The sequence below is a fragment of the Pseudomonas sp. 01L34 genome (assembly GCF_056400265.1).
Genome location: NZ_JBFTSX010000006.1, coordinates 85,525 through 111,467, shown reverse-complemented (window position 1 = coordinate 111,467; position 25,943 = coordinate 85,525). Strand labels below are relative to the sequence as shown.

The following is a 25,943-nucleotide window of genomic DNA, read 5'->3' as shown; positions in this document are numbered from 1 at the left end:
AAAACTCCTCACGGGCGGCCGGACTGTCTGGCCGCGCTGACGGCGATTACTTTACGGCAACGACTTGCAGCCGAATTAAGAACCAATAGTGCTGGGAACAATACTTTTGGCTATAAGCGATTGGCAGTTGCCCCGCTAAATACCCGTGCCTATAGTCCTGACATCTTCCTCCGCCAGTACGGACCCATGATCAAACAACAGCTTGCCCGTTTTAACCGCCTCGACCTGCTCGGTCACCCTACCCCGTTGGAAAAACTCGAACGCCTGTCGACCTGGCTGGGCCGCGATGTGTACGTCAAACGCGATGACCTGACGCCATTGGCACTGGGCGGCAACAAGCTGCGCAAACTCGAATACCTCGCCGCCGACGCCCTGGCCCAAGGCGCCGATACGCTGATCACCGCTGGCGCGATCCAGTCCAACCACGTGCGCCAAACCGCCGCCATTGCGGCCAAGCTTGGCCTGGGCTGCGTGGCGCTGCTGGAGAACCCGCTCGGCACTGACGATAGCAACTACCTCGGCAATGGCAATCGGCTGTTGCTGGACCTGTTCGATGCCAAGGTCGAACTGGTGGAAAACCTCGACAACGCTGACGAGCAATTGCAAGCGCTGGCCGCACGTCTGCGCAGCAACGGCAAGAAACCCTATCTGGTGCCGATTGGTGGCTCCAATGCGGTGGGCGCTTTGGGTTATGTCCGTGCGGGTCTGGAACTGGCCGAGCAGATCAAGGACACCGGGCTGCAATTCGCCGCCCTAGTCCTGGCTTCCGGCAGTGCCGGCACCCATAGCGGCCTGGCGCTGGCATTGAGCGAAGTACTGCCGGATTTGCCAGTCATCGGCGTGACCGTTTCCCGTAGCGATGAAGCTCAACGACCGAAAGTCCAGGGCCTCGCCGAACGCACTGCCGAGCTGTTGGGCGTGGGCCTGCCGGCGAGTTTCAAAGTCCAACTGTGGGACGAATATTTCGGCCCGCGTTATGGCGAGCCGAATGCCGGGACGCTGGCGGCGGTGAAGCTGTTGGCGAGCCAGGAAGGGTTGTTGCTGGACCCGGTGTATACCGGCAAGGCCATGGCTGGTTTGCTCGACGGCATCGGGCGCCAGCGCTTCGATGCGGGCCCGATCATCTTCCTGCACACCGGTGGAGCGCCGGCGTTGTTTGCCTACAAAGACTTTTTATAGCCGATAGTCCTGTGGCGAGGGGGCTTGCCCCCGTTGGGTCGCGCAGCGGCCCCTTGTGTCCGGCAGTCATATCGAGTCAGCAGACATTACGACTGCTTCGCAGCCGAACGGGGGCAAGCCCCCTCGCCACAGGAATGCACCCCTCAAATATTCATTTAAAGAATAACAAACTTAATATTTATTATTTTCCAATCTAAAAATCCCATCATATAGTCGCGCCGCAGGCGAATTTGCAGCGAGACGCATAAGCTGCTTTAGGGCAGGATATCGCAGTCGTTCAAATCCCGAATTTGCCAACTTTCCTTAAGCGTCTTCCATAAGAAAACATAGGGGCTTGTCATGAATTTTTCCGCACTACGTAGAAATCTGCTGGTGGGCTCGTTGGGCCTGGCGCTGAGCGCCGGCCTGCTCGGGCAAGCGGTTGCCGGAGAGCAACTGCAAAAGATCAAGGACGCGGGCGTGATCAACGTCGGCCTGGAAGGCACTTATCCACCGTTCAGCTTCGTCGACGAGGCCGGCAAACTGAGCGGCTTCGAAGTCGAGTTTTCCGAAGCCTTGGCCAAAGAGCTGGGCGTGAAGGTCAAACTGCAGCCGACCAAATGGGAAGGCATCCTCGCGGCCCTGGAATCCAAGCGTCTGGACGCGGTGATCAACCAGGTGACCATCACCGAAGAGCGCAAGAAGAAGTACGACTTCTCCGAGCCGTACACCGTTTCCGGGATTCAGGCGCTGACCCTGACCAAAAACAAAGACACCATCAAGACCGCCGCCGATCTGGCCGGCAAGAAAGTCGGCGTAGGCCTGGGCACCAACTACGAGCAGTGGGTGAAAGAGAATGTGCCTAAGGCTGACGTCCGCACCTACGAAGATGACCCGAGCAAGTTCCAGGATCTGCGCGTCGGCCGCATCGACGCCATTCTGATCGACCGCCTGGCCGCGCTGGAATACGCCAGGAAGGCCAAGGACACTGCCGCTGCCGGCGAAGCGTTCTCCCGCCAGGAAGCCGGTATTGCCCTGCGCAAAGGCGAGCCTGAACTGCTGGCCGCGGTGAACAAAGCCATCGACAAGCTGCGTGCCGACGGTACGCTGAAAAAGCTTTCGGAAAAATACTTCAGCGCTGACGTCACTCAATAATGGGAGAAGCTTTCCAACTCGCGCTGGACTCCGCGCCCTTCCTGCTCAAGGGCGCGTATTACACGGTCATCCTGAGCCTGGGCGGAATGTTCTTCGGCCTGCTGATGGGCTTCGGCCTGGCGTTGATGCGCCTGTCGCGCTTCAAACTGGTGAGCTGGATTTCCCGCATCTACGTGTCGTTCTTTCGCGGCACGCCGTTGCTGGTGCAACTGTTCGTGATCTATTACGGCTTGCCGCAATTGGGCATCGAACTTGATCCGCTGCCGGCAGCCCTGATCGGCTTCTCGCTGAACATGGCGGCCTACGCCTGCGAAATCCTGCGTGCCGCGATCAGCTCCATCGAGCGCGGCCAATGGGAAGCTGCGGCCAGTATCGGCATGACCCGCGCGCAAACCCTGCGCCGGGCCATTCTGCCGCAAGCGATGCGCACGGCCCTGCCACCGTTGGGCAACAGCTTCATCTCGCTGGTCAAGGACACCGCGCTGGCGGCCACCATTCAGGTGCCGGAGCTGTTCCGCCAGGCGCAGCTGATCACCGCCCGTACCTTCGAAATTTTCACCATGTATCTTGCCGCCGCGCTGATCTACTGGGTTCTGGCCACGGTGCTTTCGCACCTGCAGAACAAGTTGGAAGAGCGGGTCAATCGGCACGACCAGGAGTCCTGACCCAATGATTGTCGTGGAAAAACTGACAAAGCAGTTCAAGGGTCAGGTGGTGCTCAACGGCATCGATCTGCAGGTGAAGGAAGGCGAGGTGGTGGCAATCATCGGCCCCAGCGGCTCGGGCAAGACCACGTTCCTGCGTTGCCTGAATTTTCTGGAAGAACCCACCAGCGGCCGGATCAAGGTCGGTGACATCGAGATCGATGGCAGCCGCCCCCTGAACCAGCAGCAGAGCCTGGTACGACGCCTTCGCCAGCACGTGGGTTTTGTGTTCCAGAACTTCAATCTGTTCCCCCATCGCACAGCCTTGGAAAACGTTATCGAAGGTCCGATCGTGGTGAAAAAGATTCCACGAGCCGACGCCGTTGCCTTGGGTAAAAAGCTGTTGGCCAAGGTCGGCCTGGCGGGCAAGGAAGACGCTTACCCGCGACGCCTCTCCGGCGGTCAGCAACAGCGTGTGGCGATTGCCCGGGCGCTGGCGATGGAACCGGAAGTGATCCTGTTCGATGAACCGACCTCGGCGCTGGACCCGGAATTGGTGGGCGAAGTGTTGGCGACCATCCGCGGCCTGGCCGAGGAGAAACGCACCATGGTGATCGTCACCCACGAGATGGGTTTTGCTCGGGACGTGGCCAACCGTGTGGTGTTTTTCGACAAGGGTGTGATTGTCGAACAGGGCGAAGCCAAGGCACTCTTTGCCAACCCGAAAGAAGAACGGACGAAGCAGTTTCTCAGCAAGTTCCTTAACAACGCCTAGTTAAATTTCTACTAAAAACTGTCAACTTCCATGGATGGAAGTGGCACTTTCCTCGACTGATAAAATCTTCTATTCGCTTTCAACGACCGCCTTGATCAACTCCAATAATAGATAACTTTCCACCCTTCCATGCGGTACATATATATGTCCTGCAACAGATTCATCTCGCTTAGAATCCATAAAAACCCTCGCCACCCACAGTCCATGGGTTGCCACCTCCAAGGCATGCAGCCCATCAAAAATTGGACTAAATTCGACAGAGCATTAGGGTTTATTAACTGCACTACGTAGGAGATTTCTGAATAACCCAAGAACCAACCTTTAACCAATAAACACTATTGACACCTATTCGAACCCACTCTTATCTAGTCTCCAACAAGCGACTTCCATCAAACTCGATCACTCTTCAAATACACAAAAAGTGAATCGTTTTGTTGCCTGGTAATTCACGCCTTTCGATCTTTCAGAAACGGACTTCGCGGTAAGGCTTCAAGGAGAGAACCCCATGACAAGCACTTCGAACAAACCCGAACTTGCAGCCCCGACCCTGGCGCAAACTCACAAGGCCGGCATCAGCATCACCTCGGCCGCTCATCTTATGATCGACGTACCGCCTTATCCCGGCATGGACGAAGGCGACCTGATCGAGCTGTTCTGGAACAACTGCTACGTGGCCTCCAGCGTATTGGGAGCGGATCATGGCAACAAAGCGGTGAGCCTGCGGGTGCCGGAAAGCTTCATTGCCAACGGTTCTGCTCGCGTCCATTACAAGGTCATGCAGATCGGGCAAGGGCCAGCGGTATCACCAGCGGCGCGTGTCCAGATCAAACTCGATTGCCCCGGCGGCCTGCCCTCGCCCCTTTGCGATGAGGAAAACCAGAGCCTGGCGCCGGTGTTCATCCCCGAGACCATTCGCCGTCAGGGGGTCAATCCGAACCAGGTCAAGCGCGGTGTGCCATTGACCATCGAACCGTACCTGAACATGGCCGCCGACGACGAAATCACCCTGCGCTGGGGCGATGTGCGCATGGACCTGCCCAAACTCAAGGCCGACGATGTGGGTCAGCCGATTCACGTCTGGGTGCCACCGGCAATCATTCTCGAAGCCGGCGAAGACCTTCGACTGGAAGTGACCTACTGCATCCTCGACCGGGTGGGTAACAACTCGCGCTGGGCACCGGCCCGCACGCTGAAGATCGGCTGTGCCAATCCTTACCTGAAAGTGCCGCCCAAAGAAACGCTCAAAGCTGCTGAGCCTCGAAAGAAGTGAAGCGCCTGTAGTGCACGATATGAGGGCTTTTTGTGGCGAGGGAGCTTGCTCCCGCTGGGGTGCGAAGCGCCCCCAAAACTGGCTCACGTGTTTGTGTAATTGAATCGTGATGGCCGATTTTGCGACTGCTTCGCAGCCGAGCGGGAGCAAGCTCCCTCGCCACAGGGCTCGACCGTCCTGGCGATGCCACCCTTCTATGCATATTCCTAAAAGTTAGTTCATTAATTATTTATACGCGTTTAGGGTATATACACCGGACCACCGGACATTCGTGTTTTTCGTTCGCCGCAACACCTGCGGCGTTTTCATGAGATGTGAGGTAGGTATGGTCCGGAACACAATCACCCCAGTGCAAATCGCCAGGGCATTGCGTGCAGCCAAGGAGCGGCACTGATGTCCAGTCTGGCAGATGCAATCATCCAGAGTGATCTGGACATCGCCCCATTGTTGTTGCCCGCGCAGGTCTTGCGCAACGACGCACAAGCCATCAAGGCTGCCCAAGAGCTGGCGCAAGTCGCCCGCCTGCACGCCGCCAAACGTGACCAGCAGCGCAAGTTGCCCTGGTCGGAAATCGAACAGTTCACCCGCAGCGGCCTGGGCAGCATTGCCATCCCGCGTGAGTACGGCGGCCCACAGGTTTCATTCGTCACCGTTGCCGAAGTCTTCGCAATCATTTCCGCAGCCGACCCGGCCCTGGGGCAGATCCCGCAGAACCAGTTCGGGATTCTCAACCTGATACTGGGCAGTGCCACCGAGTCGCAGAAAAAACAGCTGTTCAAAAGCGTGCTCGAAGGCTGGCGGATCGGTAACGCGGGGCCGGAGCGCGGTACCAAAAATACCCTGGAGCTCAAGGCGCGAATCACCGCAGACGGCGATAGCTTCGTCATCAACGGGCAGAAGTTCTACTCCACCGGCGCCTTGTTCGCCCATTGGGTGGCCGTCAAGGCGCTGAACGACGACGGCAAGCAAGTGCTGGCCTTCGTTCGTCGTGGCACCCCGGGCCTGCGCATCGTCGATGACTGGTCGGGGTTCGGCCAGCGCACCACCGCCAGCGGCACCATTTTGCTCAACAACGTGCGGGTCGACGCCGAGTTGGTGGTGGATAACTGGAGGATCAACGACAGCCCGAACACTCAGGGCGCCGTATCGCAGCTGATTCAAGCAGCCATCGACGCCGGCATCGCCCGGGGCGCTATCGATGACGCCATCGAATTCGTGAAAACCCGTGCCCGGCCCTGGATCGACGCCAAGGTCGAACGGGCCAGCGACGACCTCTATGTGATCGCCGATATCGGCAAGCTGAAAATTGAACTGCACGCCGCCGAAGCGCTGCTGCGCAAGGCCGGGCAAGTGCTCGATCAGGTCAACGCCGCGCCGCTCACCGCCGAGTCCGCGGCACGCGCCTCGATTGCCGTGGCCGAGGCCAAAGTGCTGACCACCGAGATCTCGCTGCTGGCCAGCGAAAAACTCTTCGAGCTGGCCGGCAGCCGCGCCACCCTCGCCGAGTTCAACCTCGACCGCCACTGGCGCAATGCCCGGGTGCACACGCTGCACGACCCGGTGCGCTGGAAGTATCACGCGGTTGGCGCTTATCACTTGAACGGCACGTTGCCGGCTCGCCACTCCTGGATTTAACGACCAGATCGCTGGAGAAACACATGTCTCTTTCTCGAAACGTCGCGATCATTACCAGCGATGAGCAAGCCCTGATCGTCGCCGGTGACCTGGCCGACGACTTCAAACGCGACAGCGCCCTGCGCGACCGCGAACGTCGTTTGCCGCACCCGGAACTGGAAGTGTTTTCCCGTTCGGGCCTTTGGGGCATCAGCGTGCCAAAGGAATACGGCGGCGCCGGGGTTTCCAACGTCACCCTGGCCAAAGTGATCGCGTTGATCGCCCAGGCTGACGGCTCCCTGGGGCAGATCCCGCAGAACCATTTCTACGCCCTCGAAGTGCTCCGTGTGAACGGCAGCCATGAGCAGAAAAAACGCCTGTACGCCGAAGTGCTGGCCGGCCAGCGTTTCGGCAATGCACTGGCGGAACTGGGCACCAAAACCGCCCATGACCGCGTCACCCGCCTGACCCACGACGGTGACGGCTATCGCATCAACGGCCGCAAGTTCTACGCCACCGGCGCCATTTACGCCCAGCGCATCCCCACCTCAGTAGTGGATGAAAACGGCGTGCAACAGCTGGCCTTCGTCCCGCACAACAGCAAAGGCCTGACGGTCATCGATGACTGGAGCGGCTTCGGCCAGCGCACCACCGGCAGCGGTTCGGTGGTGTTCGAGGATGTCTACGTTGCCGCCGAGGACGTGATTCCATTTCAAAGCGCGTTCGAACGCCCGACCACTGTCGGCCCATTGGCGCAAATTCTCCACGCCGCGATCGACACCGGCATTGCCCGCGCAGCCTATGAAGATGCATTGCATTTCGTGCGCACCAAAACCCGGCCGTGGATCGACGCCACGCATGAAACAGCCACCGAAGACCCGCTGACCATCAAGAGTTTCGGCCACTTGAGCATTCGTCTGCACGCCACCGAAGCCTTGCTGGAACGCTCCGGCGAATTCCTCGACCGGGCCCAGGCCGACACCAATGCCGAGACCGTCGCCGCCGCGTCGATTGCGGTTGCCGAAGCCCGGGCCATCAGCACCGAGATCTCCCTCGCCGCCGGCAGCACGTTGTTCGAACTGGCTGGTAGCCAGGCGACCCTGATTGAGCACGGCCTCGATCGCCACTGGCGCAACGCCCGGGTGCACACCCTGCACGACCCGGTGCGCTGGAAGTATCACGCGGTGGGCAATTACTACCTCAACGATGAAAACCCGCCGTTGCGGGGGACCATTTGATGAGCAAAAAGAAGATCCTGCTCAACGCGTTCAACATGAACTGCATCGGGCACATCAACCATGGTCTGTGGACCCATCCACGGGACACGTCCACCCAGTACAAGACGATCGAATACTGGACCGAACTGGCGCAACTGCTGGAGCGCGGACTGTTCGACGGTCTGTTCATCGCCGACATCGTCGGCGTGTACGACGTCTACCAGAACTCGATCGACGTGCCGCTCAAAGAGTCGATCCAATTGCCGGTCAACGATCCGCTGCTCCTGGTCTCGGCCATGGCAGCGGTCACCAAGAACCTCGGCTTCGGCCTGACCGCCAACCTGACCTACGAGCCGCCGTATCTGTTCGCCCGACGCCTGTCGACCCTCGATCATCTGAGTCGCGGCCGGGTCGGCTGGAACATCGTCACCGGCTATCTGGACAGCGCCGCCAAGGCCATGGGCCTCAGCGAGCAGGTGGAACACGACCGACGTTACGACCAGGCCGACGAATACCTGCAAGTGCTCTACAAACTCTGGGAAGGCAGCTGGGAAAACGGCGCGGTGCTCAACGACCGCGAGCAACGGATCTACGCCCAGCCAGACAAAGTGCACAAGGTCGAGCACAAGGGCGAGTTCTATCAGGTCGAGGGTTATCACCTCTGCGAGCCGTCGCCGCAACGCACGCCGGTGCTATTCCAGGCCGGCAGCTCCGATCGCGGCCTGCTGTTCGCCGGTCGGCATGCCGAGTGCGTGTTCATCAGCGGCCAGAACAAACCGGCGACCCGGATTCAGGTGGACAAGGTGCGCGCCAGCGCCGTCGAGGCCGGGCGCAAGCCTGAGGACATCAAGGTGTTCATGGGCTTGAACGTGATCGTCGGCGCCACCGAAGCGCTGGCCTGGGCCAAGCATGCCGAGTACTTGAGCTACGCCAGCGCCGAGGCCGGCGTGGCGCACTTTTCGGCGTCCACCGGGATCGATTTTTCCGAATACGAACTCGACGAACCGATCCAGTACGTGAAGAGCAACGCCATCCAGTCCGCCACCAAGAACCTGCAAAACAACGACTGGACCCGCCGCAAACTGCTGGAACAACACGCCCTCGGTGGCCGCTACATCACCGTGGTCGGCTCACCTGAGCAAGTGGCCGATGAGCTGGAATCATGGATCGCCGAAACCGGCCTCGACGGCTTCAACCTGACACGGATCGTCACCCCGGAAAGCTATGTGGATTTCATTGAGCTGGTGATTCCGGAGTTGCAGCGCCGAGGGTCATACAAGACCGCTTACGACGACGGCAGCCTGCGGGAAAAACTGTTCCAGCGTGACGCGCATTTGCCTGAGCAACACACAGGCTCTGCGTTCCGCCGCTAATCCTGTGGCGAGGGGGCTTGCCCCCGTTCGGCTGCGCAGCAGTCGCAAACCTGCGGACCGGTTTTACCTGACACACCTCATTGCATGGTTTTGGGGCCGCTTCGCGGCCCAACGGGGGCAAGCCCCCTCGCCACAAATTTGTGCACCGATTAAACAATTGACTGGAAACTACTCATGACCAAAAAACTCTTATCCCACCCAGTCAAAGCACTGGCCCTGGCCCTCGGCCTCTTCAGCTCCATCACCTTCGCCGCCGACGCGCCGTTGAAGGTCGGCACCACCGCCGCCTTCGCCATTCCGCTGGAAGCCGCCGTAGAGGAAGCCAGCAAACAAGGCCTGAAAGTCGAACTCGTGGAGTTCAGCGACTGGATCGCTCCCAACGTCAGCCTCGCCTCGGGCGACATCGACGTGAACTATTTCCAGCACATCCCGTTCCTGGAAAACGCCAAGGCCGCGGCCGGCTTTGATCTGGTGCCGTTCGCCCCGGGCATCATCAACAACGTCGGCCTCTATTCGAAGAAATACAAAAGCTTCGCCGAGTTGCCAGAAGGTGCCAGCGTGGCCATCGCCAACGACCCGATCAACAGCGGTCGCGGCCTGCAACTGCTAGCCAAGGCCGGCTTGATCACCCTCAAACCGGGCGTCGGCTACAAGGCCACCGAAGAAGACATCATCGCCAACCCGAAGAAAATCAAAATCCTTCAGGTTGAAGCCGTGCAACTGGTACGCGCCTATGACGACGCCGATCTGGTCCAGGGTTATCCGGCCTACATTCGCCTGTCGAAAACCTTCGATGCCAGCTCCGCGCTGCTGTTCGACGGTCTCGATCACAAGGAATACGTAATCCAGTTCGTGATCCAGCCGAAAAGCAAAACCGACCCACGGCTGATCAAATTCGTCGACATCTATCAGCACTCGCCAGCGGTTCGCGCAGCGCTGGATAAAGCCCACGGCAAGCTCTATCAAGCCGGCTGGGAAAGCTGAGCATGACGGCCGCCATCCAACGGCGACTGGAGACTCCAGAGCCACACAGTGCTGAACGCACCGAGCTCCACCCCGAGCTGAACCGCGCCCACGTGCGCTTCATCGGCCTAGGTAAAACCTACAATGGCCAGCAAGGTCCGGTGGCGGCCCTGCACGGTATCGACCTGGCAATCCAACGCGGCGAAGTGTTCGGCATCATCGGGCGCAGCGGTGCCGGCAAGTCGTCTCTGATCCGTACCATCAACCGCCTCGAACAACCGAGCAGCGGGCGAGTGCTGATCGATCAGGTGGACATCGGCGAGTTCGATGAAGACCGACTGGTGGCGCTGCGCCGACGGATCGGCATGATCTTCCAGCACTTCAATCTGATGTCGGCCAAGACGGTTTGGCAGAACGTCGAGTTGCCGCTGAAAGTCGCGGGTGTACCCAGGGAAAAACGCGAGCAGAAGGTCCGTGAATTGCTCGAACTGGTCGGCCTGCAAGGTAAACACAAAGCTTATCCGGCGCAGCTTTCCGGCGGGCAGAAACAACGTGTCGGCATCGCCCGTGCGTTGGTGCATGACCCGGAAATTCTGCTGTGCGACGAGGCCACTTCGGCCCTCGATCCGGAGACCACCCAATCGATCCTCGGCCTGTTGCGCGAGATCAATCAGCGCCTGGGCCTGACGATCGTGCTGATCACCCACGAGATGGCGGTGATCCGCGATATCTGCGATCGGGTCGTGGTGTTGGAGCACGGGCGAATCGTCGAGCAAGGGCCGGTCTGGGAGGTCTTCGGCAACCCGCAGCATGAAGTGAGCAAGACCTTGCTCGCGCCGCTGCAACACGGCCTGCCGGATGAACTGCAAAGCCGCTTGCGGGCACAGCCGCAGTCTTCGGGCGCTGCCGTGGTCCTGCGCTTGCAATTCACCGGCAATACCCGCGACGAGCCAGACCTGGCGGCGCTTTTCAGCGCCCTCGGTGGCCGCGTGCGTTTGCTGCAAGGGGGCGTGGAACGGATTCAGGGCCATGCGCTGGGGCAATTACTGCTGGCGGTGACCGGTTCGTCCCTCGGTGCCGAGGAATTGCGTCAGCGCGCCAGTCATTGGGCGCAACAGGTGGAGGTGCTGGGTTATGTGGTTTGATCGATTGCTGCAAGGCTTCATCGACACCTTCCTGATGGTCGGCGTGTCGTCACTGATCGCGCTGTTGGTGGGCATTCCGCTGGCGGTGATCCTGGTCACCAGCACCAAAGGCGGGATCTACGAAGCACCGGCGCTGAACCGTGCACTGGGCGCGTTCGTGAACCTGTTCCGCTCGATTCCGTTTCTGATTTTGATGGTGGCGCTGATACCGTTTACCCGGTTGATCGTCGGCACCACCTATGGCGTATGGGCCGCCGTGGTGCCACTGACCATTGCCGCTACGCCGTTCTTCGCACGCATCGCCGAAGTCAGCCTGCGGGAAGTCGACCACGGGTTGATCGAAGCGGCGCAGGCGATGGGTTGCCGACGCTGGCATATCGTCTGGCATGTGCTGCTGCCCGAGGCGCTGCCGGGGATTGTCGGCGGCTTCACCATTACGCTGGTGACCATGATCAACTCGTCGGCCATGGCCGGGGCGATTGGCGCTGGTGGATTGGGCGACATTGCTTATCGATATGGGTATCAGCGCTTTGACAGCCAGATCATGTTGACGGTGATTGTGTTGCTGGTGGTGTTGGTGGCGGTGATTCAGTTGGGTGGGGATCGGTTGGCGCGGGGGTTGAACAAGCGCTGAATCAAGATCAAAAGTGCGAAAGCGCTTATAGTCAGTGCTTCTTTCTTTTTCTGTGCAGCCGACCATGAAACAGACTCCCGCCGACCTGGAGCAGATCACCTCTACCACCCTGGGCCATTACAACGCGGTGGCCGAGGACTTCCGTGAAGGCACTCGCGATCACGATGTCAGCCAGAACATCGATGCCCTGCTACGGCACATCCAGGGTAAGGCGCCCTTCAGCATTCTCGACTTAGGCTGTGGCCCCGGCCGCGACCTGAAAACCTTCACCCGCCTGGGCCACATCGCCATCGGGCTCGACGGTTCGGAAAAGCTTGCGCAGATGGCCCGGGACGACAGCGGTTGCGAGGTCTGGCAGCAGGACTTCCTGAAGCTCGATCTGCCAGCCGAGCGGTTTGACGGGATTTTTGCCAACGCGGTGCTGTTTCATGTCCCGAGCCAGGAGTTGCCCAGGGTGTTGAAGCAACTGCGCGCGGCATTGAAGCCGGGCGGTGTGTTGTTCAGTTCCAATCCCCGTGGCGAGAATCAGGAAGGCTGGAACGGACCGCGTTATGGGGCGTATTACGACCTGGCGGCGTGGCAACAAATGCTGACCGAGGCGGGGTTTGTGGAGCTTGAGCATTACTACCGGCCGGCGGGGCTGCCACGGGAGCAGCAGCCTTGGTTGGCCAGCGTTTGGCGTCGAGCCGACTGATCGTTACGGCGCTTGTTTCTTGGGCTCGCGTACCTTGTACCAGGCCACATACAGCGCCGGTAAAAACAGCAGCGTCAGCAACGTCGCGATGATGATCCCGCCAATCATCGCGTAGGCCATCGGCCCCCAGAACACTTCCCGGGCAATCGGGATCATCCCCATGCTCGCCGCCGCTGCCGTCAACAAAATCGGCCGACGCCGATGTTCCGTGGCCTGCACCACCGCGTCCCACGGCGTATAACCGCTCTTCTCGAAAGAATCGATTTGGGTCACCAGAATCACCGAGTTGCGGATGATGATGCCGATCAGCGCCAGAATCCCGAGGATCGCCACGAAGCCCATGGGCGTGCCCGTCGGGATCAGCGCCAGCACCACGCCGATCAAGCCGAGCGGCGCGACGCTGGCCACCAGGAACAGTTTCTGCACGCTGTGCAACTGGATCATCAGGAAGGTCGCCATCAAAAACAGCATCAACGGCACGACCTTGGCAATCGGTCCCTGGGCCTTGCCGCTTTCCTCCACCGTGCCGCCAGTGGCGACTTTGTAGCCCACCGGCAAACCGGCGGCGAACTTGTCGATGTCCGGTTGCAACTGCTTCACCAGGTCGGTCGGCTGAATCTCGTCGCGCACCGCAGCCTTGATGGTGATGGTCGGTTTGCGGTCACGACGCCATACCAGCGGTTGCTCCAGTTCGTAGCGCACCGTGGCAAACGCCAGCAGCGGTATCGAAGTGCCGCCGGGGGTGACGATCTGCAAGTTCTGCAAGGTTTCCGGGCTGCCGCGCTCGGCATCTTCAGCGCGGCCGACCACGTCGATCAGGTAGATGTCGTCATCGACCTGCGTCACCGGCGAGCCGACGACGATGCTGTTCATCAGGTTCGCCACGTCTTCCGACGACAGCCCCAGTTGCCGCGCCTTGTCTTGCGCGATGTCAATGCGCAGCACTTTGCCCGGCTCGTTCCAGTCGTAAATGATCTCGCCGATGTGCGGGTTTTTATCCAATTCAGTGGCCAGGGCGATCGCGTGTTTGCGCACTTGATCGATGTCTTTACCGCTGACCCTGTATTGAATCGGACGCCCCACCGGCGGGCCCATTTCCAGGGCCTGGACGTAACTGCCGATGCCGACGAACTCTTCACGCAAGCGCTTTTGCAAACGAGCAGTCAGCGCCGTGCGTGACTCCAGGCCTTTGCTGACGATCACTAGTTGCGCGTAGTACGGGTTCTGCAATTGCTGGTCGAGAGGCAGGTAGAAACGGATCGCACCCTCGCCGATGTAGGTGCTCCAGCGCACGATGTCCGGGTCGCCCTTGAGCGTCGCTTCGAGCTTGTCCACGGCTTTGCGGGTTTCGGCGATCGAGGCGTTTTGCGGCAGGTTCAGGTCGACGAGGATTTCCGGGCGGTCCGAGGACGGGAAGAACTGGTTCTGCACGAACTGCATGGAAAACACCGAGAGCACGAACAGCGCCACGGTGATACCGATGGCCCACCAGCGATTGCGCATGGCCCACAGCAGGCCGCCATTGAACGCCCGACCGATGCGCCCTGGCTCTGCGTCGTGAGGTTTCACATTGCTGCTCAGAATATGCACACCGAGTACCGGGGCGAACAGCACGGCGACGATCCATGACACCAGCATGGCCACCGCGATCACCGCGAACAGCGTGAAGGTGTACTCACCGGCGGAGCTCGCGTTCAAGCCGATCGGCACGAAACCGGCGACGGTAACCAGCGTGCCGGTGAGCATCGGGAACGCCGTCGAGGTGTAGGCGAAGGTCGCCGCCTGTTCTTTGGTTTCGCCCATTTCCAGGCGCGTGACCATCATCTCCACCGTGATCATCGCGTCGTCCACCAGCAGGCCGAGGGCGATGATCAGCGCTCCGAGGGAAATCCGCTGCATGGTGATGCCACTGTATTCCATGAAGAGGAAGACCATCGCCAGCACCAACGGAATCGAACACGCCACCACCAGCCCGGCGCGCACGCCAAGGCTGACGAAGCTGACGATCAGCACGATCACCACGGCCTCGAACAATGCACTGGTGAAACCGCCGACCGCTTCTTCCACCACTTCGGCCTGATCGGAAACGTTGTGCACACCAACGCCCACCGGCAGGTCGGCCGTCAGCTCGTTCATGCGCAGATGCAGCGCCTTGCCAAATGCCTGAATGTTGCCGCCCTTCTTCATGGCGATTGCCAGGCCGATGGCCGGCTGGCCGTTGAAACGAAACTCCGGGGTGGCAGGATCGACATAGCCACGGCTGATGTCGGCGATGTCGGCCAGGCGGTAGAAGCGGTCGTTGAGCTTCAGGTTGACGTTGGCCAGGTCTTTCTCAGAGGCAAACTGCCCCGAGGTCCGCACCGAAATCCGCTCCGGGCCGGCCTCGATCACTCCCGCCGGGGTCACGGCATTCTGTGATTGCAGGCTCTGCACCACCTGGCGCTGATCGATGCCGAGGGCGGCGAGTTTGCGGGTGGAGAAGTTCAGGTACAGCACTTCATCCTGCTCGCCGATCATTTCGACCTTGCCCAACCCTGGCACTTCACGGATTTCGGCACGCACCTGTTCCACGTAATCGCGTAGCTGGCGCATCGACAGGCCGTCAGAGGTAAAGGCATACACCGAACCGAACACGTCACCGAACTCATCGTTGAAGCCCGGCCCTTGCAGGCCTTGCGGGAAGTCGCCGCGGATGTCGTTGATCTTCTTGCGCACCTGATACCAGATTTGCGGAATGTCCTTGGCGCTGGTGGTGTCGAGCAGATTAACGAAGACCGTCGATTCACCGGGGCGGGTGTAGCTTTTCACGTAATCGAGCGAGTCGAGTTCTTCGAGTTTTTTCTCGATCCGGTCAGTGACCTGCTTGAGGGTTTCTTCCTGGGTCGCGCCGGGCCAACGGGTCTGGATCACCATGGTTTTGATGGTGAACGACGGGTCTTCTTCGCGGCCCAGGTTCAGGTAGGAGAACACGCCCATCAACAGCGCGACGAACATCAAATACCAGACAAACGACTGATGCTTGAGGGCCCACTCGGATAAGTTGAAACTCCCTTTCATTGCGGGCTGCCCTCGTCAATTCTCACTTTCTGCCCCGGTTTGAGGCTATTCACACCGGCACTGACCACCCGCTCGCCGGACTTCACTCCGTTGGCCACGACTACCGTGTCGTCGGTCCGGCTGACTAGGCTGACCTCCCTTGGGGCAACGGTTTGCGTCTGTGGATCGACGACCCAGATCCGTGTTTTCCCATCGACCTCCTGCAATGCGCTCGCCGGCAGTTCGAGGCGTGGTTTGATTTCAGAGCTGAGGGTCACGCTGATCGCCGTGCCGAGATGAAAACCCGGCGGCGTATCGGTCAGGCTCAGGCGGGCGCGACGGGTACGGGTCGCGCTTTGGGCCTGGGGTTCGATTTCACGCACGATGGCGGTGCTGGTGATGCTCGGGTCCAGCTGCGAGGCGACCTGGAACACCACGTCGGCCGGCAAATCATCGACCAGGGTGTCGGGCAAGTCGATCACCGCTTCCTTGATGTCCGGCTGCGCCAGGGTCACCACTTGCTGGCCGGCGGTCACCACTTGCCCGGCTTCGGCATTCCACGCGGTGACAATGGCTTTGTGATCGGTGCGCAGCTCGACGTAGTTGAGTTGGTCCTGCGCCTGGTTGACGGCGGCCCTGGCTTGATCGAGGGACGCCTGGGTGGTTTTCAGTTCGGTCTGGGCGATGTCCAGTTGTGCCTGGGCACCGACCCCGCGATTGAACAACTCCTGCTGACGCCGGGCGTTGGCCTGGGCATTGATGAGCTGCGCCTGAACACGCGCCAGGTCACCCTGGGCCGAGCGCAACTGGTTCTGCTGATCGGTGGGGTCGAGGGTGGCGAGCAAGGCGCCTTTCTGGACTTCGGCGCCGACATCGACATTGCGGCTGGCGATACGCCCCGGCACCCGGAAACCGACATTGCTTTCGTAACGGGCCTGAATGCTGCCGGCGAACCGGCCGAGATCCTCTTGATGGAGCGCTTTCACTTCCACAGACAACACCGGCCGCACCGGTTCTGGCGGCGCTTCTTCCTTGGAACAGGCGACCAGCAGTACAGCGGCGGACAACAGCAACAGGTGCTTCATGGTTGGGCTCCTGTGGTTGGGGTCTGATCGGTATTTTCGACGACCTCCACCCGTACGCCCGGGTGCAGCAACTGGCCGCCCGCGGTGACGACTTTTTCGCCACCGGTGAGGCCGGCGCTGACAATGACTTTGCCGGTCAGGTAACGGCCAACGGTGACCGTGTGCAACTGCGCCTTGCCCTCGGCGTCCACCAGCCACACGGCCGGGTCGCTGAGGTTTTTGGTCAGGGCCGCCCAGGGCAGTTCCACTGCGGTTTTACCCACTGGCTTGGCCGTGGCGCTCACCACCGAGCCGAGCTGCATGCCTTCAGGGAGACCGTCGAGGCTGACTTTGACTTGCACCGTACCGGTCTGCGCGGACACCGCTGGCGTGACCTCCCTAACGGTGCCCGTGGTCTTGACCTTCGGATTGTCGAGCAGGCTGACCACAATCGATCGGTCTGACGGCGGTTCGGTCAGTAGCGATTCGTAAACATTGAACACCGCGTCACGCTCGCCATCCCGGGCCAGGCTGAAAATCGGCACCGTGGCCTGCACCACCTGGCCGACTTCGGCCTGCCGCGCGGTAATCACGCCGGGTGCGTCGGCAATCAACGCCGTGTAGCTCAGTTGATCACGGGCGTTGGCTAATTGCGCTTGAGCAGCAGTCAATGCGCTCTGGCTGCTGAGCAAGGCCGCTTGGGCAGAGTCGTATTCGCTCTGGCTGGTGTAGCCCTTGGGCAGGAGTTTTTGCTGACGAACGAAGGCTGCCGCTGTCTGTTTGACCCGCGCCTGTTCGGCAACCACCTGGGCCTGGGCCGAATCGACATTGGTTTGCAGGTCTTTGGGGTCGAGCCTGGCCAGCACTTGTTTGGCTGAAACCCGATCACCGACGTCGACCATGCGCTGGATGATCTTGCCACCCACGCGGAACGACAACTCGGTCTGGACTCGGGCCTGAACATCACCGGTGAGTGTCACCGCAGCGGCGTAATCGGTTGGCTTGACCTCTTGCACGAAGACTCGCGGACGGTCCTTCTCGACGGGCTTTTTTTCGCCACAGGCGGTCAGCAAGGCGAAGAGGCTCAGGCCAACCATTAATTTCAATCCGGGACCCGCCATGCAGACTCCTTTGCGTTGTACGTACGTGCCAGTGACGATACGACTGTGAGCTTAGAACAGGGTTCAACAGGTGCACGGGTTTGCTGCATTCCCTGTGGCTGAGGGGCTTGACTGTGGCGAGGGGGCTTGCCCCCGTTCGACTGCGCAGCAGTCGTAAGCCGGCTAACGCAGTGATCCTGAAAGAAACGCGGTGACTGGTTTAAGGGCTGCTTCGCAACCCAACGGGGGCAAGCCCCCTCGCCACAGGGATCACCGTATTGCTGACAATAAGGCAGAATGGCTGACCCTGCAGCAGGAAGCTCCCCATGCTCAAAACCCTCGCGGTGGCCAACTACCGCTCGATCAATAAATTGGTGATTCCGCTCGAACGGCTGAACCTGATCACCGGCCCCAACGGCAGCGGTAAATCCAATCTCTACCGCGCCTTGCGCCTGCTGGCGGAAACTGCTCAGGGTGGAGTGGTCAATGGCTTGGCACGCGAGGGTGGGCTGGATTCGACCTTCTGGGCCGGGCCGGAAACCATCACCCAGCGCATGCGCACTGGTGAAATCCCGGTCCAGGCAACCATGCGACACGGCGTCAAGCGCCTGCGCCTGGGGTTTGCCGGCGAAGACTTCAGCTACTCGATCGCGCTGGGCCTTGCGGAACCGAGTCTTTCCGCGTTTTCTCTGGACCCGGAAATCAAAAGGGAATGCATCTGGTCCGGGCCGTTCTATCGCCCGGCCAGCCTGCTGGTGGATCGCGACGGCCCGATGATTCGCACACGGGTCGGCAGCGACTGGGAGGTGCTGGCCCAGCGCACGCCGAATTTCGACAGCCTGTTCGATCAGGTTGGTAGCTTGCGTACCTCGCCGGAAGTCTTGCAGCTGCGTGAATTCATCCGCCGTTGGCGCTTCTACGATCACTTTCGCAGCGATGCCGAAGCTCCGGCGCGACAACCACAACTGGGCACTCGCACGCCGGTGTTGCACCACGACGGTCGCGACCTCGCGGCGGCATTACAGACCATCCGCGAAATCGGCGATCCCGAAGCCTTGCAGGCGGCGATCAGCGATGCGTTCCCCGGCGCGACGCTGAACATCGCATTGCTGCAAGGTGGCCGATTTGCAATCGAGTTTTATCAGGAAGGGTTGTTGCGGCCACTGTCCGCCGCCGAATTGTCGGACGGGACGTTGCGCTATCTGTTGCTGGTCGCGGCATTGCTGACACCCCGGCCGCCGACGCTGATGGTACTGAATGAGCCGGAAACCAGTCTGCATCCGGACTTGTTGCCGGCGTTGGCGCGGTTGATTATTCGAGCGTCCGAACAGTGCCAGGTGTGGGTGGTGTCCCATGCGCGGCGCTTGATCTCGGCATTGCAGCAAGACCCGGAATGCAATTGCATTGTGCTGGAGAAAGATTTCGGCCAGACCGGGATGGTCGGGCAGCGGATGCTGGATGAGCCGGTGTGGTATTGGCCTGACTGAGACACACTGATCGTTTCCACCTGTGGCGAGGGAGCTTGCTCCCTCGCCACAGGTGGGAACGATCATCTGAAGCCAATCACCCCTGCCACTTCCCACCCTCGACAATCACGCTCTCAGGCCTGGTGTCGTCGCTCAGCTCTTTGCGCACATACTGATCGTATAGCTTGAGCAAAAATTTATCCTCACCCAGCTTCGCCAACTCCGCATTCACCCAATCACGCAGTTCGATGTTGCCCTTCTTTACCGCCGGGGCGATCGGTGCTTCGGCGCCCAACTTCTGCTCCAGTACACGGTAGCCCGGGTTTTGTTTGGCCCAGCTGAACAGCACCAGATTGTCCTGCGCATAAGCGTCGCCGCGACCATTGGCCAGGGCTTGCAGGGACTCGGAGTTTTTCTCGAACTTCAGCAGTTTCCAGTCCGGGTGATTTTTGGTCAGCCAGACATCGGCTGTGGTGCCCGTGGTCACGATAGTCGTGCGGGTTGCCAGGTCATCAAGGTTCTTCACTGAACTGGCCTGCGGCACCAGCGCCTGCACCGCCACCTTGAGGTTCGGGTTGGTGAAGTCCACCGCTTCCTTGCGCTCCGGGGTAACGGTCATGTTGGCCAGGATCAGGTCGACCTTGTCGCTTTGCAGGAATGGAATCCGGCTCGCCGGCTCCACCGCCACGAACTCGACTTTGTTTTCATCGCCCAACAGATCCTTGGCGAATTGGCGGCCAATGTCGGTATCGAACCCCACGTAGCGCCCGGCTTCATCGACAAAACCGAACGGCGGTTTGTCGGTGAACACGCCGACAATCAGCTTGTCCCGGGCTTTGATCTTTTCCAGGTAACCGGCCGGTGCGCTGCTGACGCTGGCGACTTTCGGCTTGGCCGGCTCTTCGGTTTTGTTGCAACCGGCCAGCAGCGCCAGGCCGAACAGCGGGAGTAGCAGCAGAGAAGACTTGGCAGTTTTCATGGCAGTTCCAATTCCTTTATTTGAGTCGTTTTGGGTAGTGCGGCGACGAAGGAGAACTTCTCCAGGAACTGCTGCGCTCGTGCGGTTTGCGGGTTCGTAAAGAAAATCTCGGGGGGGTGTTGCTCAAGGATGCACCCGGCGTCCATGAACACGATGCGGTCGGCCACGGCGCGGGCGAAGGCCATTTCGTGGGTGACAATCAATAAGGTCATGCCCTCGCGGGCCAGGCCCTGAATCACTTCGAGTACCTCCTTGACCATCTCCGGGTCGAGGGCGGCGGTGACTTCATCAAAGAGCATGACTTGGGGGTTCATGCACAGCGAACGGACGATGGCAATGCGTTGCTGCTGACCACCGGAGAGCTGACGCGGAAACGCGTCGCGCTTGTCCAACAGGCCTACGCGCTCCAGCAAGGCTTCGGCCTGGGCACGGGCTTCGCGGCGGTCGCGCTTCTGCACTTTCACCGGGCCAAGCAGCACGTTATCGAGCACACTCATGTGCGGGAACAGGTGATAACTCTGGAATACCATGCCGATCTGCTGACGCACTTCGCGCCAGTCGGTGCCCTTGTCCAGCAATTCACGCCCGGCAAAATTCAAGCTGCCGCTGTGAGCGACTTCCAGGCCGTTGAGGCAGCGCAGCAAGGTGCTTTTGCCACAGCCGCTGGGGCCGAGGATGACGATCACCTCGCCCGTTCTCACCTTCAGGTCAATGCCGTTGAGCACCTGCTGCTCGCCGAAAAACTTGTTGAAACCCTTGAACTCGATCAATGCGCTCATGCTTGCGTCCAGCGCCGCTCCAGCACGCGGGAAGCGGCTGACAGCGGGTAGCAAATGAAAAAGAAAAACAGAAACAGCGCGCCGTAGATCAGTACCGATTCGTAGGTGCGCTCGATGATCTGCTGGCCGACCTTGATCACGTCCACCACGCCGATCAGCACCGCCAGGGAGCTGGTCTTGATGATCCGCGTGTAGACGTTGATGGTCGGCGGCGTCATGCGTTTCAGCGCCTGGGGCAGCAGTACGTAGCCGTAGAGTTGCGGGCCGTTCAAGCCAATCGACAATCCCGCTTCTCGCTGGCCGCGCGGTAACGAATGCAAGGCGCCGCGCACCACTTCCCCGACTTCGCTGGCGCCCCACAGCGACAGCACCAGCACCGCGCACCAGAAGCTCGGAATGCTCAGGCCGAAAAAAATCGGCAGGCCGAAGAACAACAAATATAACCAGACCAGCACAGGGATCGCCCGGAACAGTTCCAGATAAACCCGCAGCATTGCGTTGAGCCATGTCGAATTCAGTGTGCGCAACACGCCGTAGAGCACCCCGCCGACGGTGCTGAAGACGATGCTCAGGAAAGAAATCGACAAGGTTTGTGCAGCGCCCTTGCCCAATTGCGGCAACGACACCATGAGCAACTCAAGACCCGAACTGGCCATGCTGGAGCCTCCTTTCCAGACGGCTGAGCAGCAGCGACAACGGCAAAAACAACAGCACGCAGATCAACGTCAGCACGGCGAGCATTTCGTAGGTTTTGTAATAGAGCGCGATGTAGCTCTTGGTGGTGTAGAGAATCTCCGGCACCGCCACCGCCGAGACCACCGTGGTTTCCTTGAGCAGGAATATGAAATTGGCGAACAGCGACGGCAGGCTGAGGATGCCGGCCTGCGGCAAGATCACATAGCGCAGCAATTGCCCGTGGGACAAGCCAATTGAACGACCGGACTCAAGTTGCGCCTGGGGCACCGCATCCACGCCGGCACGCAGGACTTCGGTGAGGTAGGCTCCGCCGAGAAAGGTCATGGTGATGATCGCTGCGGCGAAGCCCGAGACTTTGATGCCCAGGGCCGGCAAGGCGAAGTAGACGAAGAACAACTGGATCAGCAATGGCGTGTTACGCGCCAACTCCACATACAGCCCGACCAGGCGCTGCAGGTAAGGCGTGCGAAACACCAGAATCGTCGCGTTGACCAGCGCCACCAGCAATGAAGTGCCGATGGCGATGAAGCCGACCTGCAGCGTCACGCCAACGGCTTTGAGAAACGCCGGCAGGGTGCTGAGGATAAATGCGTAATCGAAGGTCATTGAACATCCTGTACGCCGCTCGGTAAGCGACGATGGCGCAGTCCATGGGCAGTGGATAACCACCCGGCAGGCGCCAACTTTATAGGTATAAAAAGAGGAATTTAAATACCGTTAAAGCATATTGATATCACGCAAAAAACTATTCTGCGGATTTGCGACGGCAGCGGGGGACGGTTATTTTCCTTTGCGCTGTAGGAGGGATCTTTTTTTCAAAATGCCCCTCCAAGGACGTGCAGCTTTTGGCCAGACTCCCCCGGCCGAACCATCACAAGGAAGAGAACATGGCTGACGTAAAAGTGCCGCCGCGGCTGGATCCGCAGGACATCGTGAAATTGCTGGTGGCGCTGCGCAGGGCGTTGAAGGCCAGAGAGGCCTAGACCGAGAGCAGGTTCCCTGTGGCTGGGGACTTGCTGTGGCGAGGGGGCTTGCCCCCGTTGGGCTGCGAAGCGGCCCTAAAACCTGCATTCCGATTCCCTCTGACACACCTCATGGACTGATCGGCGACTGCTGCGCAGCCGAACGGGGCGAAGCGGCGTTCCGACAAGCCCCCTCACCACAGGTGAAACACACCCCAATAAAAAACGCCGACGCTGTAGTAGCCGTCGGCGTTTGAAACCTTGAAGGGTTCGAGACGGCGGTGAATCAGAACGCCGGCAGTACCGCGCCGCTGTATTTCTTGTCGATGAACGCCTTCACTTCCGGGCTGGTCAGGGCCTTGGCCAGTTTCTGGATGGCAACGCTGTCCTTGTTGTCCGGACGTGCCACCAGGAAGTTCACGTAAGGCGAATCGGCACCTTCGATCACCAGCGCGTCTTTAGCCGGGTTCAGGCCCGCGTCCAGCGCGTAGTTGGTGTTGATCATGTCCAGATCGACCTGGTCCAGAACACGCGGCAGCATGGCCGATTCCAGTTCCTTGAACTTGAAATTGTGCGGGTTCTTGGCGATGTCTTTCGGGGTGGCCAAAGCGTTTTTCGGGTCTTTCAACTCGATCAGGCCAGCCTTCTGCAGCAGGATCAGGGCACGGCCGCTGTTGCTGCCTTCGTTCGGGATGGCGATGGTTGCGCCGTCCTTCAGCTCAGCCAGGGTTTTGACTTTCTTCGAGTAGCCGCCGAACGGTTCGACGTGCACGCCGATCACAGTCACCAGGTTCGTGCCTTTGCCTTCGTTGAAGCTTTTCAGGTACGGCAGGGTCTGGAAGTAGTTGGCGTCCAGACGCTTCTGATCGACCTGCACGTTCGGCTGAACGTAGTCGGTGAAGACTTTGATTTCCAGGTCCACGCCTTCTTTGGCGAGGGTAGGCTTGATCAGTTCAAGAATCTCGGCATGTGGAATCGGCGTCGCCGCAACCACCAGTTTCTCGCCAGCCTGGGCCAGACCCGCGGTCAGGGCAGCCGCCAATGCGGTGAACAACAGAACCTTTTTCATGCAGTGTCCTTATCGAAAATCACGGTCGTCATCGACGACGGCTAAATGTTTAGGTGCCAGTGAAGTGCTATCGCTGGCGTGACGCGGACGATACCGGGATTTTTTATTCCCGAACAATATCTTTTATTCACTTTCATATTCCATTTTGTTCATACAGCCCAATCCACGAACGACCCTGTAGGAGCGAGGCTTGCCCGCGAAGAGGGAGTGTCAGCCGACATCAATATTGCCTGGCACACCGCTGTCGCGAGCAAGCTTCGCTCCTACAGAAGCCCCGTCGCTTTGAGCAGGTCTTTCAAGGCCTCTTTTTCGGCGGCGGAGCCGCTGCCGAGGATTTTTTTCAGTTGCTGCTCGATCTGTAGCAACGATGCAGGCGCCTCGGGCAGATTCAAATGCTCCGGCAAAATCTCATCGCCAGTACTCACCAGCAGCGCAAAGTGAATGACGTTCTCCAGCTCTCGGGTGTTGCCCGGCCAACTGTGTTGCTCCAGCAGATGCTGCGCCGCTTCGCTGATCAGTGGCACCGGCAGGTCGAGGCGCTGGCTGTAGATGCCGAGGAAGTATTCGGCCAGCGATAAAATATCGCCCACCCGCTCACGCAAGGCCGGCAGTTCGAGCTGGCCCTCGCTGAGGTAGTGATAAAGCCGCTCATGGAATTTTCCGGCCGCCACTGCCTGAGCCAGATCGATGCTGGTGGCCGCCACCAGACGCACGTCCACCGGGCTCGGCTGGTGCGCACCGACGCGGGTGACTTCGTGGTTTTCCAGGGCTGCGAGCAACTTGATCTGGATCGGCAGCGGCAGGTCGCCGATCTCGTCCAGGTACAAGGTGCCGCCGTTGGCCGAGCCGAACCAGCCGGCACGACTGCTGGCCGAACCGCTGTAACTGCCGGCGGCATAGCCGAACAGTTCAGCATCGGCGTAAGTCGGGCTGATCGCGCCGCAATTGACGGACACGAACAACCCGCCACGATCACTGGCGCGATGGATGTGCCGCGCCAGCAGTTCTTTACCGCTGCCGGTTTCACCGCGAATCAACACCGAGATCGAACGTGGCGCCAGTTGTTCCAGCTCTTGGCGCAATTGCCGGGAACGCGGATCGACAAACACCAGCGCCTTGGCGCGGATGCTCAGCGGGCTTTTCTCCGCATCGGGAAAGGTCAGCAATGGCTGACCGAAGATTTCATGCAAACTCATGGCAGACTCCCGCCCAAAACCGCCGGGAGGCGGGGGCCGATTCAAAAAAAGAAAAAAAGGAAAGGATTCAAGCGCGACGCAGGGCGTGCTGTTCCATGCGGTTCTGCAACCGATAAAGGTAGGCAAAACCCTGCTCCCAGCGCCGGTGACCGGACTTCACGTTGATGTGCCCGGCCCCCGATAAAATCCCCGCCTCGGCGCCCCACTGACGCGCCAGTTCAAGCGCGCGTGGCGCGCTCACGGCGGCGTCGTTGTCAGAGCTGACGACCTGGCTCGGGAACGGCAATAAATGGGTCGGGATCGGCGCAAAGTTGCGTAGGGCCGGCGCGCAGGCCGGGCGCTCGACGTCCGCCGGCGCGACCAGCAAGGCGCCGCGCACTTGACGCAAGAATTGCAGCGGCGCGGTGGCTGCCCAATGGGCAACGGTGATGCAACCCAGGCTATGGGCGATCAGGATCACAGGCGTGCTGTCGGCGGCAATCGCCTCGGCCAACGCTGCGACCCAGTCTTCACGACGAGGCGTCAGCCAGTCGGCCTGCTCCACCCGCGCGCTGTTTGGCAGACTGTTCTGCCAGTGGGTTTGCCAATGATCTTCTGGCGATCCTTGCCAGCCCGGCACAATCAGGTAGCGAATTGATTCGTTGCGCATGGGGGAGCTCTCCTGCCGTGTGTCTGTTCCTGATCGAGTATAGGGAGGAGAGTTATATTCGCTAAGGAATAAGAAGCTATTTATTAAGACCAATATAGAATATGCGTTTGTCCGAAATAAAAAAGGGGCCGCACCCTGCCAAGGAGACGGCCCCGGAAACTCAAAATCTGTTTGCGCTGATCAACAATCCTGAAGCCGATGATTGGCGAAATCGGTTATCCAATAAAGGAATATTTAATTACTTTGTTAGGCCTAAATCGCATATACGAATCATCTTCGGCAATCGCCGCCCCCTCGCTACTTGC

Annotated in this window: 23 protein-coding genes; 13 read left to right on the top strand and 10 right to left on the bottom strand. The window is 59.9% G+C overall.

Going from position 1 to position 25,943, the window contains the following annotated elements:
- Window positions 1-186: 186 nt before the first annotated feature.
- From AC1DQM_RS19495 to AC1DQM_RS19440, 12 genes are all read left to right on the top strand, one after another.
- A complete protein-coding gene (locus AC1DQM_RS19495; RefSeq protein WP_477746716.1) occupies window positions 187-1,179 on the top strand; it encodes a D-cysteine desulfhydrase in 993 nt (330 codons plus the stop codon).
- Window positions 1,180-1,518: 339 nt separating this feature from the next.
- Window positions 1,519-2,313, top strand: coding sequence for a cystine ABC transporter substrate-binding protein (gene tcyJ, locus AC1DQM_RS19490; protein WP_019581730.1), 795 nt, complete (start codon window positions 1,519-1,521; stop codon window positions 2,311-2,313).
- The gene (tcyL, locus tag AC1DQM_RS19485) at window positions 2,313-2,978 is read left to right on the top strand and encodes a cystine ABC transporter permease (RefSeq protein WP_007939566.1); all 666 of its coding nucleotides are present in this window, start codon (window positions 2,313-2,315) and stop codon (window positions 2,976-2,978) included. The genes tcyJ and tcyL overlap by 1 nt, the downstream gene beginning before the upstream one ends.
- A gap of 4 nt (window positions 2,979-2,982) precedes the next feature.
- A complete protein-coding gene (gene tcyN, locus AC1DQM_RS19480; protein WP_007939567.1) occupies window positions 2,983-3,732 on the top strand; it encodes an L-cystine ABC transporter ATP-binding protein TcyN in 750 nt (249 codons plus the stop codon).
- 505 nt (window positions 3,733-4,237) lie between these two features.
- Window positions 4,238-5,002 (top strand): hypothetical protein, encoded by a 765-nt coding sequence (locus AC1DQM_RS19475; protein WP_477746715.1) that lies wholly within the window; start codon window positions 4,238-4,240, stop codon window positions 5,000-5,002.
- Between the two features lie 393 nt (window positions 5,003-5,395).
- Entirely contained in the window at window positions 5,396-6,637 is a 1,242-nt protein-coding gene (locus AC1DQM_RS19470; protein ID WP_258612949.1) for an SfnB family sulfur acquisition oxidoreductase, read from the top strand.
- Window positions 6,638-6,660: 23 nt separating this feature from the next.
- Window positions 6,661-7,854, top strand: coding sequence for an SfnB family sulfur acquisition oxidoreductase (locus AC1DQM_RS19465; protein WP_477746714.1), 1,194 nt, complete (start codon window positions 6,661-6,663; stop codon window positions 7,852-7,854).
- Window positions 7,854-9,206, top strand: a complete 1,353-nt coding sequence (locus AC1DQM_RS19460) for an LLM class flavin-dependent oxidoreductase (protein ID WP_477746713.1) — start codon at window positions 7,854-7,856, stop codon at window positions 9,204-9,206. The genes AC1DQM_RS19465 and AC1DQM_RS19460 overlap by 1 nt, the downstream gene beginning before the upstream one ends.
- A 174-nt stretch (window positions 9,207-9,380) precedes the next feature.
- The gene (locus AC1DQM_RS19455) at window positions 9,381-10,190 is read left to right on the top strand and encodes a MetQ/NlpA family ABC transporter substrate-binding protein (RefSeq protein WP_018929340.1); all 810 of its coding nucleotides are present in this window, start codon (window positions 9,381-9,383) and stop codon (window positions 10,188-10,190) included.
- Window positions 10,191-10,192: 2 nt separating this feature from the next.
- Window positions 10,193-11,314 (top strand): methionine ABC transporter ATP-binding protein, encoded by a 1,122-nt coding sequence (locus AC1DQM_RS19450; protein ID WP_477746712.1) that lies wholly within the window; start codon window positions 10,193-10,195, stop codon window positions 11,312-11,314.
- Window positions 11,304-11,948 (top strand): methionine ABC transporter permease, encoded by a 645-nt coding sequence (locus tag AC1DQM_RS19445; protein WP_018929342.1) that lies wholly within the window; start codon window positions 11,304-11,306, stop codon window positions 11,946-11,948. The genes AC1DQM_RS19450 and AC1DQM_RS19445 overlap by 11 nt, the downstream gene beginning before the upstream one ends.
- A gap of 64 nt (window positions 11,949-12,012) precedes the next feature.
- A complete protein-coding gene (locus AC1DQM_RS19440; RefSeq protein WP_477746711.1) occupies window positions 12,013-12,642 on the top strand; it encodes a class I SAM-dependent methyltransferase in 630 nt (209 codons plus the stop codon).
- 3 nt (window positions 12,643-12,645) lie between these two features.
- Here the strand turns inward: AC1DQM_RS19440 and AC1DQM_RS19435 are convergent, their stop codons facing one another.
- The 3 genes from AC1DQM_RS19435 to AC1DQM_RS19425 are packed head-to-tail and all read right to left on the bottom strand — an operon-like array spanning window position 12,646 to window position 17,863.
- Entirely contained in the window at window positions 12,646-15,699 is a 3,054-nt protein-coding gene (locus AC1DQM_RS19435) for an efflux RND transporter permease subunit (protein WP_138866621.1), read from the bottom strand.
- Window positions 15,696-16,763, bottom strand: a complete 1,068-nt coding sequence (locus tag AC1DQM_RS19430; protein ID WP_064615807.1) for an efflux RND transporter periplasmic adaptor subunit — start codon at window positions 16,761-16,763, stop codon at window positions 15,696-15,698. Before AC1DQM_RS19430 ends, AC1DQM_RS19435 begins: the two co-directional genes overlap by 4 nt.
- Window positions 16,760-17,863: an efflux RND transporter periplasmic adaptor subunit gene (locus AC1DQM_RS19425; protein ID WP_477746710.1), complete on the bottom strand. Its 1,104-nt coding sequence runs from the start codon at window positions 17,861-17,863 to the stop codon at window positions 16,760-16,762. The genes AC1DQM_RS19430 and AC1DQM_RS19425 overlap by 4 nt, the downstream gene beginning before the upstream one ends.
- Window positions 17,864-18,168: 305 nt before the next feature.
- On the opposite strand from AC1DQM_RS19425, the gene AC1DQM_RS19420 reads away from it, so the two are divergent.
- Window positions 18,169-19,329, top strand: a complete 1,161-nt coding sequence (locus tag AC1DQM_RS19420) for an AAA family ATPase (protein ID WP_477746709.1) — start codon at window positions 18,169-18,171, stop codon at window positions 19,327-19,329.
- Between the two features lie 76 nt (window positions 19,330-19,405).
- On the opposite strand, the gene AC1DQM_RS19415 is transcribed toward AC1DQM_RS19420, so the two are convergent.
- The 7 genes from AC1DQM_RS19415 to AC1DQM_RS19385 form a co-directional block, all read right to left on the bottom strand.
- The gene (locus AC1DQM_RS19415) at window positions 19,406-20,287 is read right to left on the bottom strand and encodes a transporter substrate-binding domain-containing protein (protein WP_086944175.1); all 882 of its coding nucleotides are present in this window, start codon (window positions 20,285-20,287) and stop codon (window positions 19,406-19,408) included.
- The gene (locus AC1DQM_RS19410; RefSeq protein WP_477746708.1) at window positions 20,284-21,066 is read right to left on the bottom strand and encodes an amino acid ABC transporter ATP-binding protein; all 783 of its coding nucleotides are present in this window, start codon (window positions 21,064-21,066) and stop codon (window positions 20,284-20,286) included. Before AC1DQM_RS19410 ends, AC1DQM_RS19415 begins: the two co-directional genes overlap by 4 nt.
- Entirely contained in the window at window positions 21,063-21,722 is a 660-nt protein-coding gene (locus tag AC1DQM_RS19405; RefSeq protein WP_477746707.1) for an amino acid ABC transporter permease, read from the bottom strand. The genes AC1DQM_RS19410 and AC1DQM_RS19405 overlap by 4 nt, the downstream gene beginning before the upstream one ends.
- Window positions 21,703-22,368, bottom strand: coding sequence for an amino acid ABC transporter permease (locus AC1DQM_RS19400; protein WP_018929351.1), 666 nt, complete (start codon window positions 22,366-22,368; stop codon window positions 21,703-21,705). The genes AC1DQM_RS19405 and AC1DQM_RS19400 overlap by 20 nt, the downstream gene beginning before the upstream one ends.
- Before the next feature lie 642 nt (window positions 22,369-23,010).
- Window positions 23,011-23,793, bottom strand: a complete 783-nt coding sequence (locus AC1DQM_RS19395; RefSeq protein WP_007941045.1) for a MetQ/NlpA family ABC transporter substrate-binding protein — start codon at window positions 23,791-23,793, stop codon at window positions 23,011-23,013.
- Between the two features lie 263 nt (window positions 23,794-24,056).
- Window positions 24,057-24,989, bottom strand: coding sequence for a sigma 54-interacting transcriptional regulator (locus AC1DQM_RS19390; protein WP_086944178.1), 933 nt, complete (start codon window positions 24,987-24,989; stop codon window positions 24,057-24,059).
- A gap of 67 nt (window positions 24,990-25,056) precedes the next feature.
- The gene (locus AC1DQM_RS19385) at window positions 25,057-25,638 is read right to left on the bottom strand and encodes an alpha/beta hydrolase (protein WP_064615794.1); all 582 of its coding nucleotides are present in this window, start codon (window positions 25,636-25,638) and stop codon (window positions 25,057-25,059) included.
- Between the last annotated feature and the right edge of the window lie 305 nt (window positions 25,639-25,943).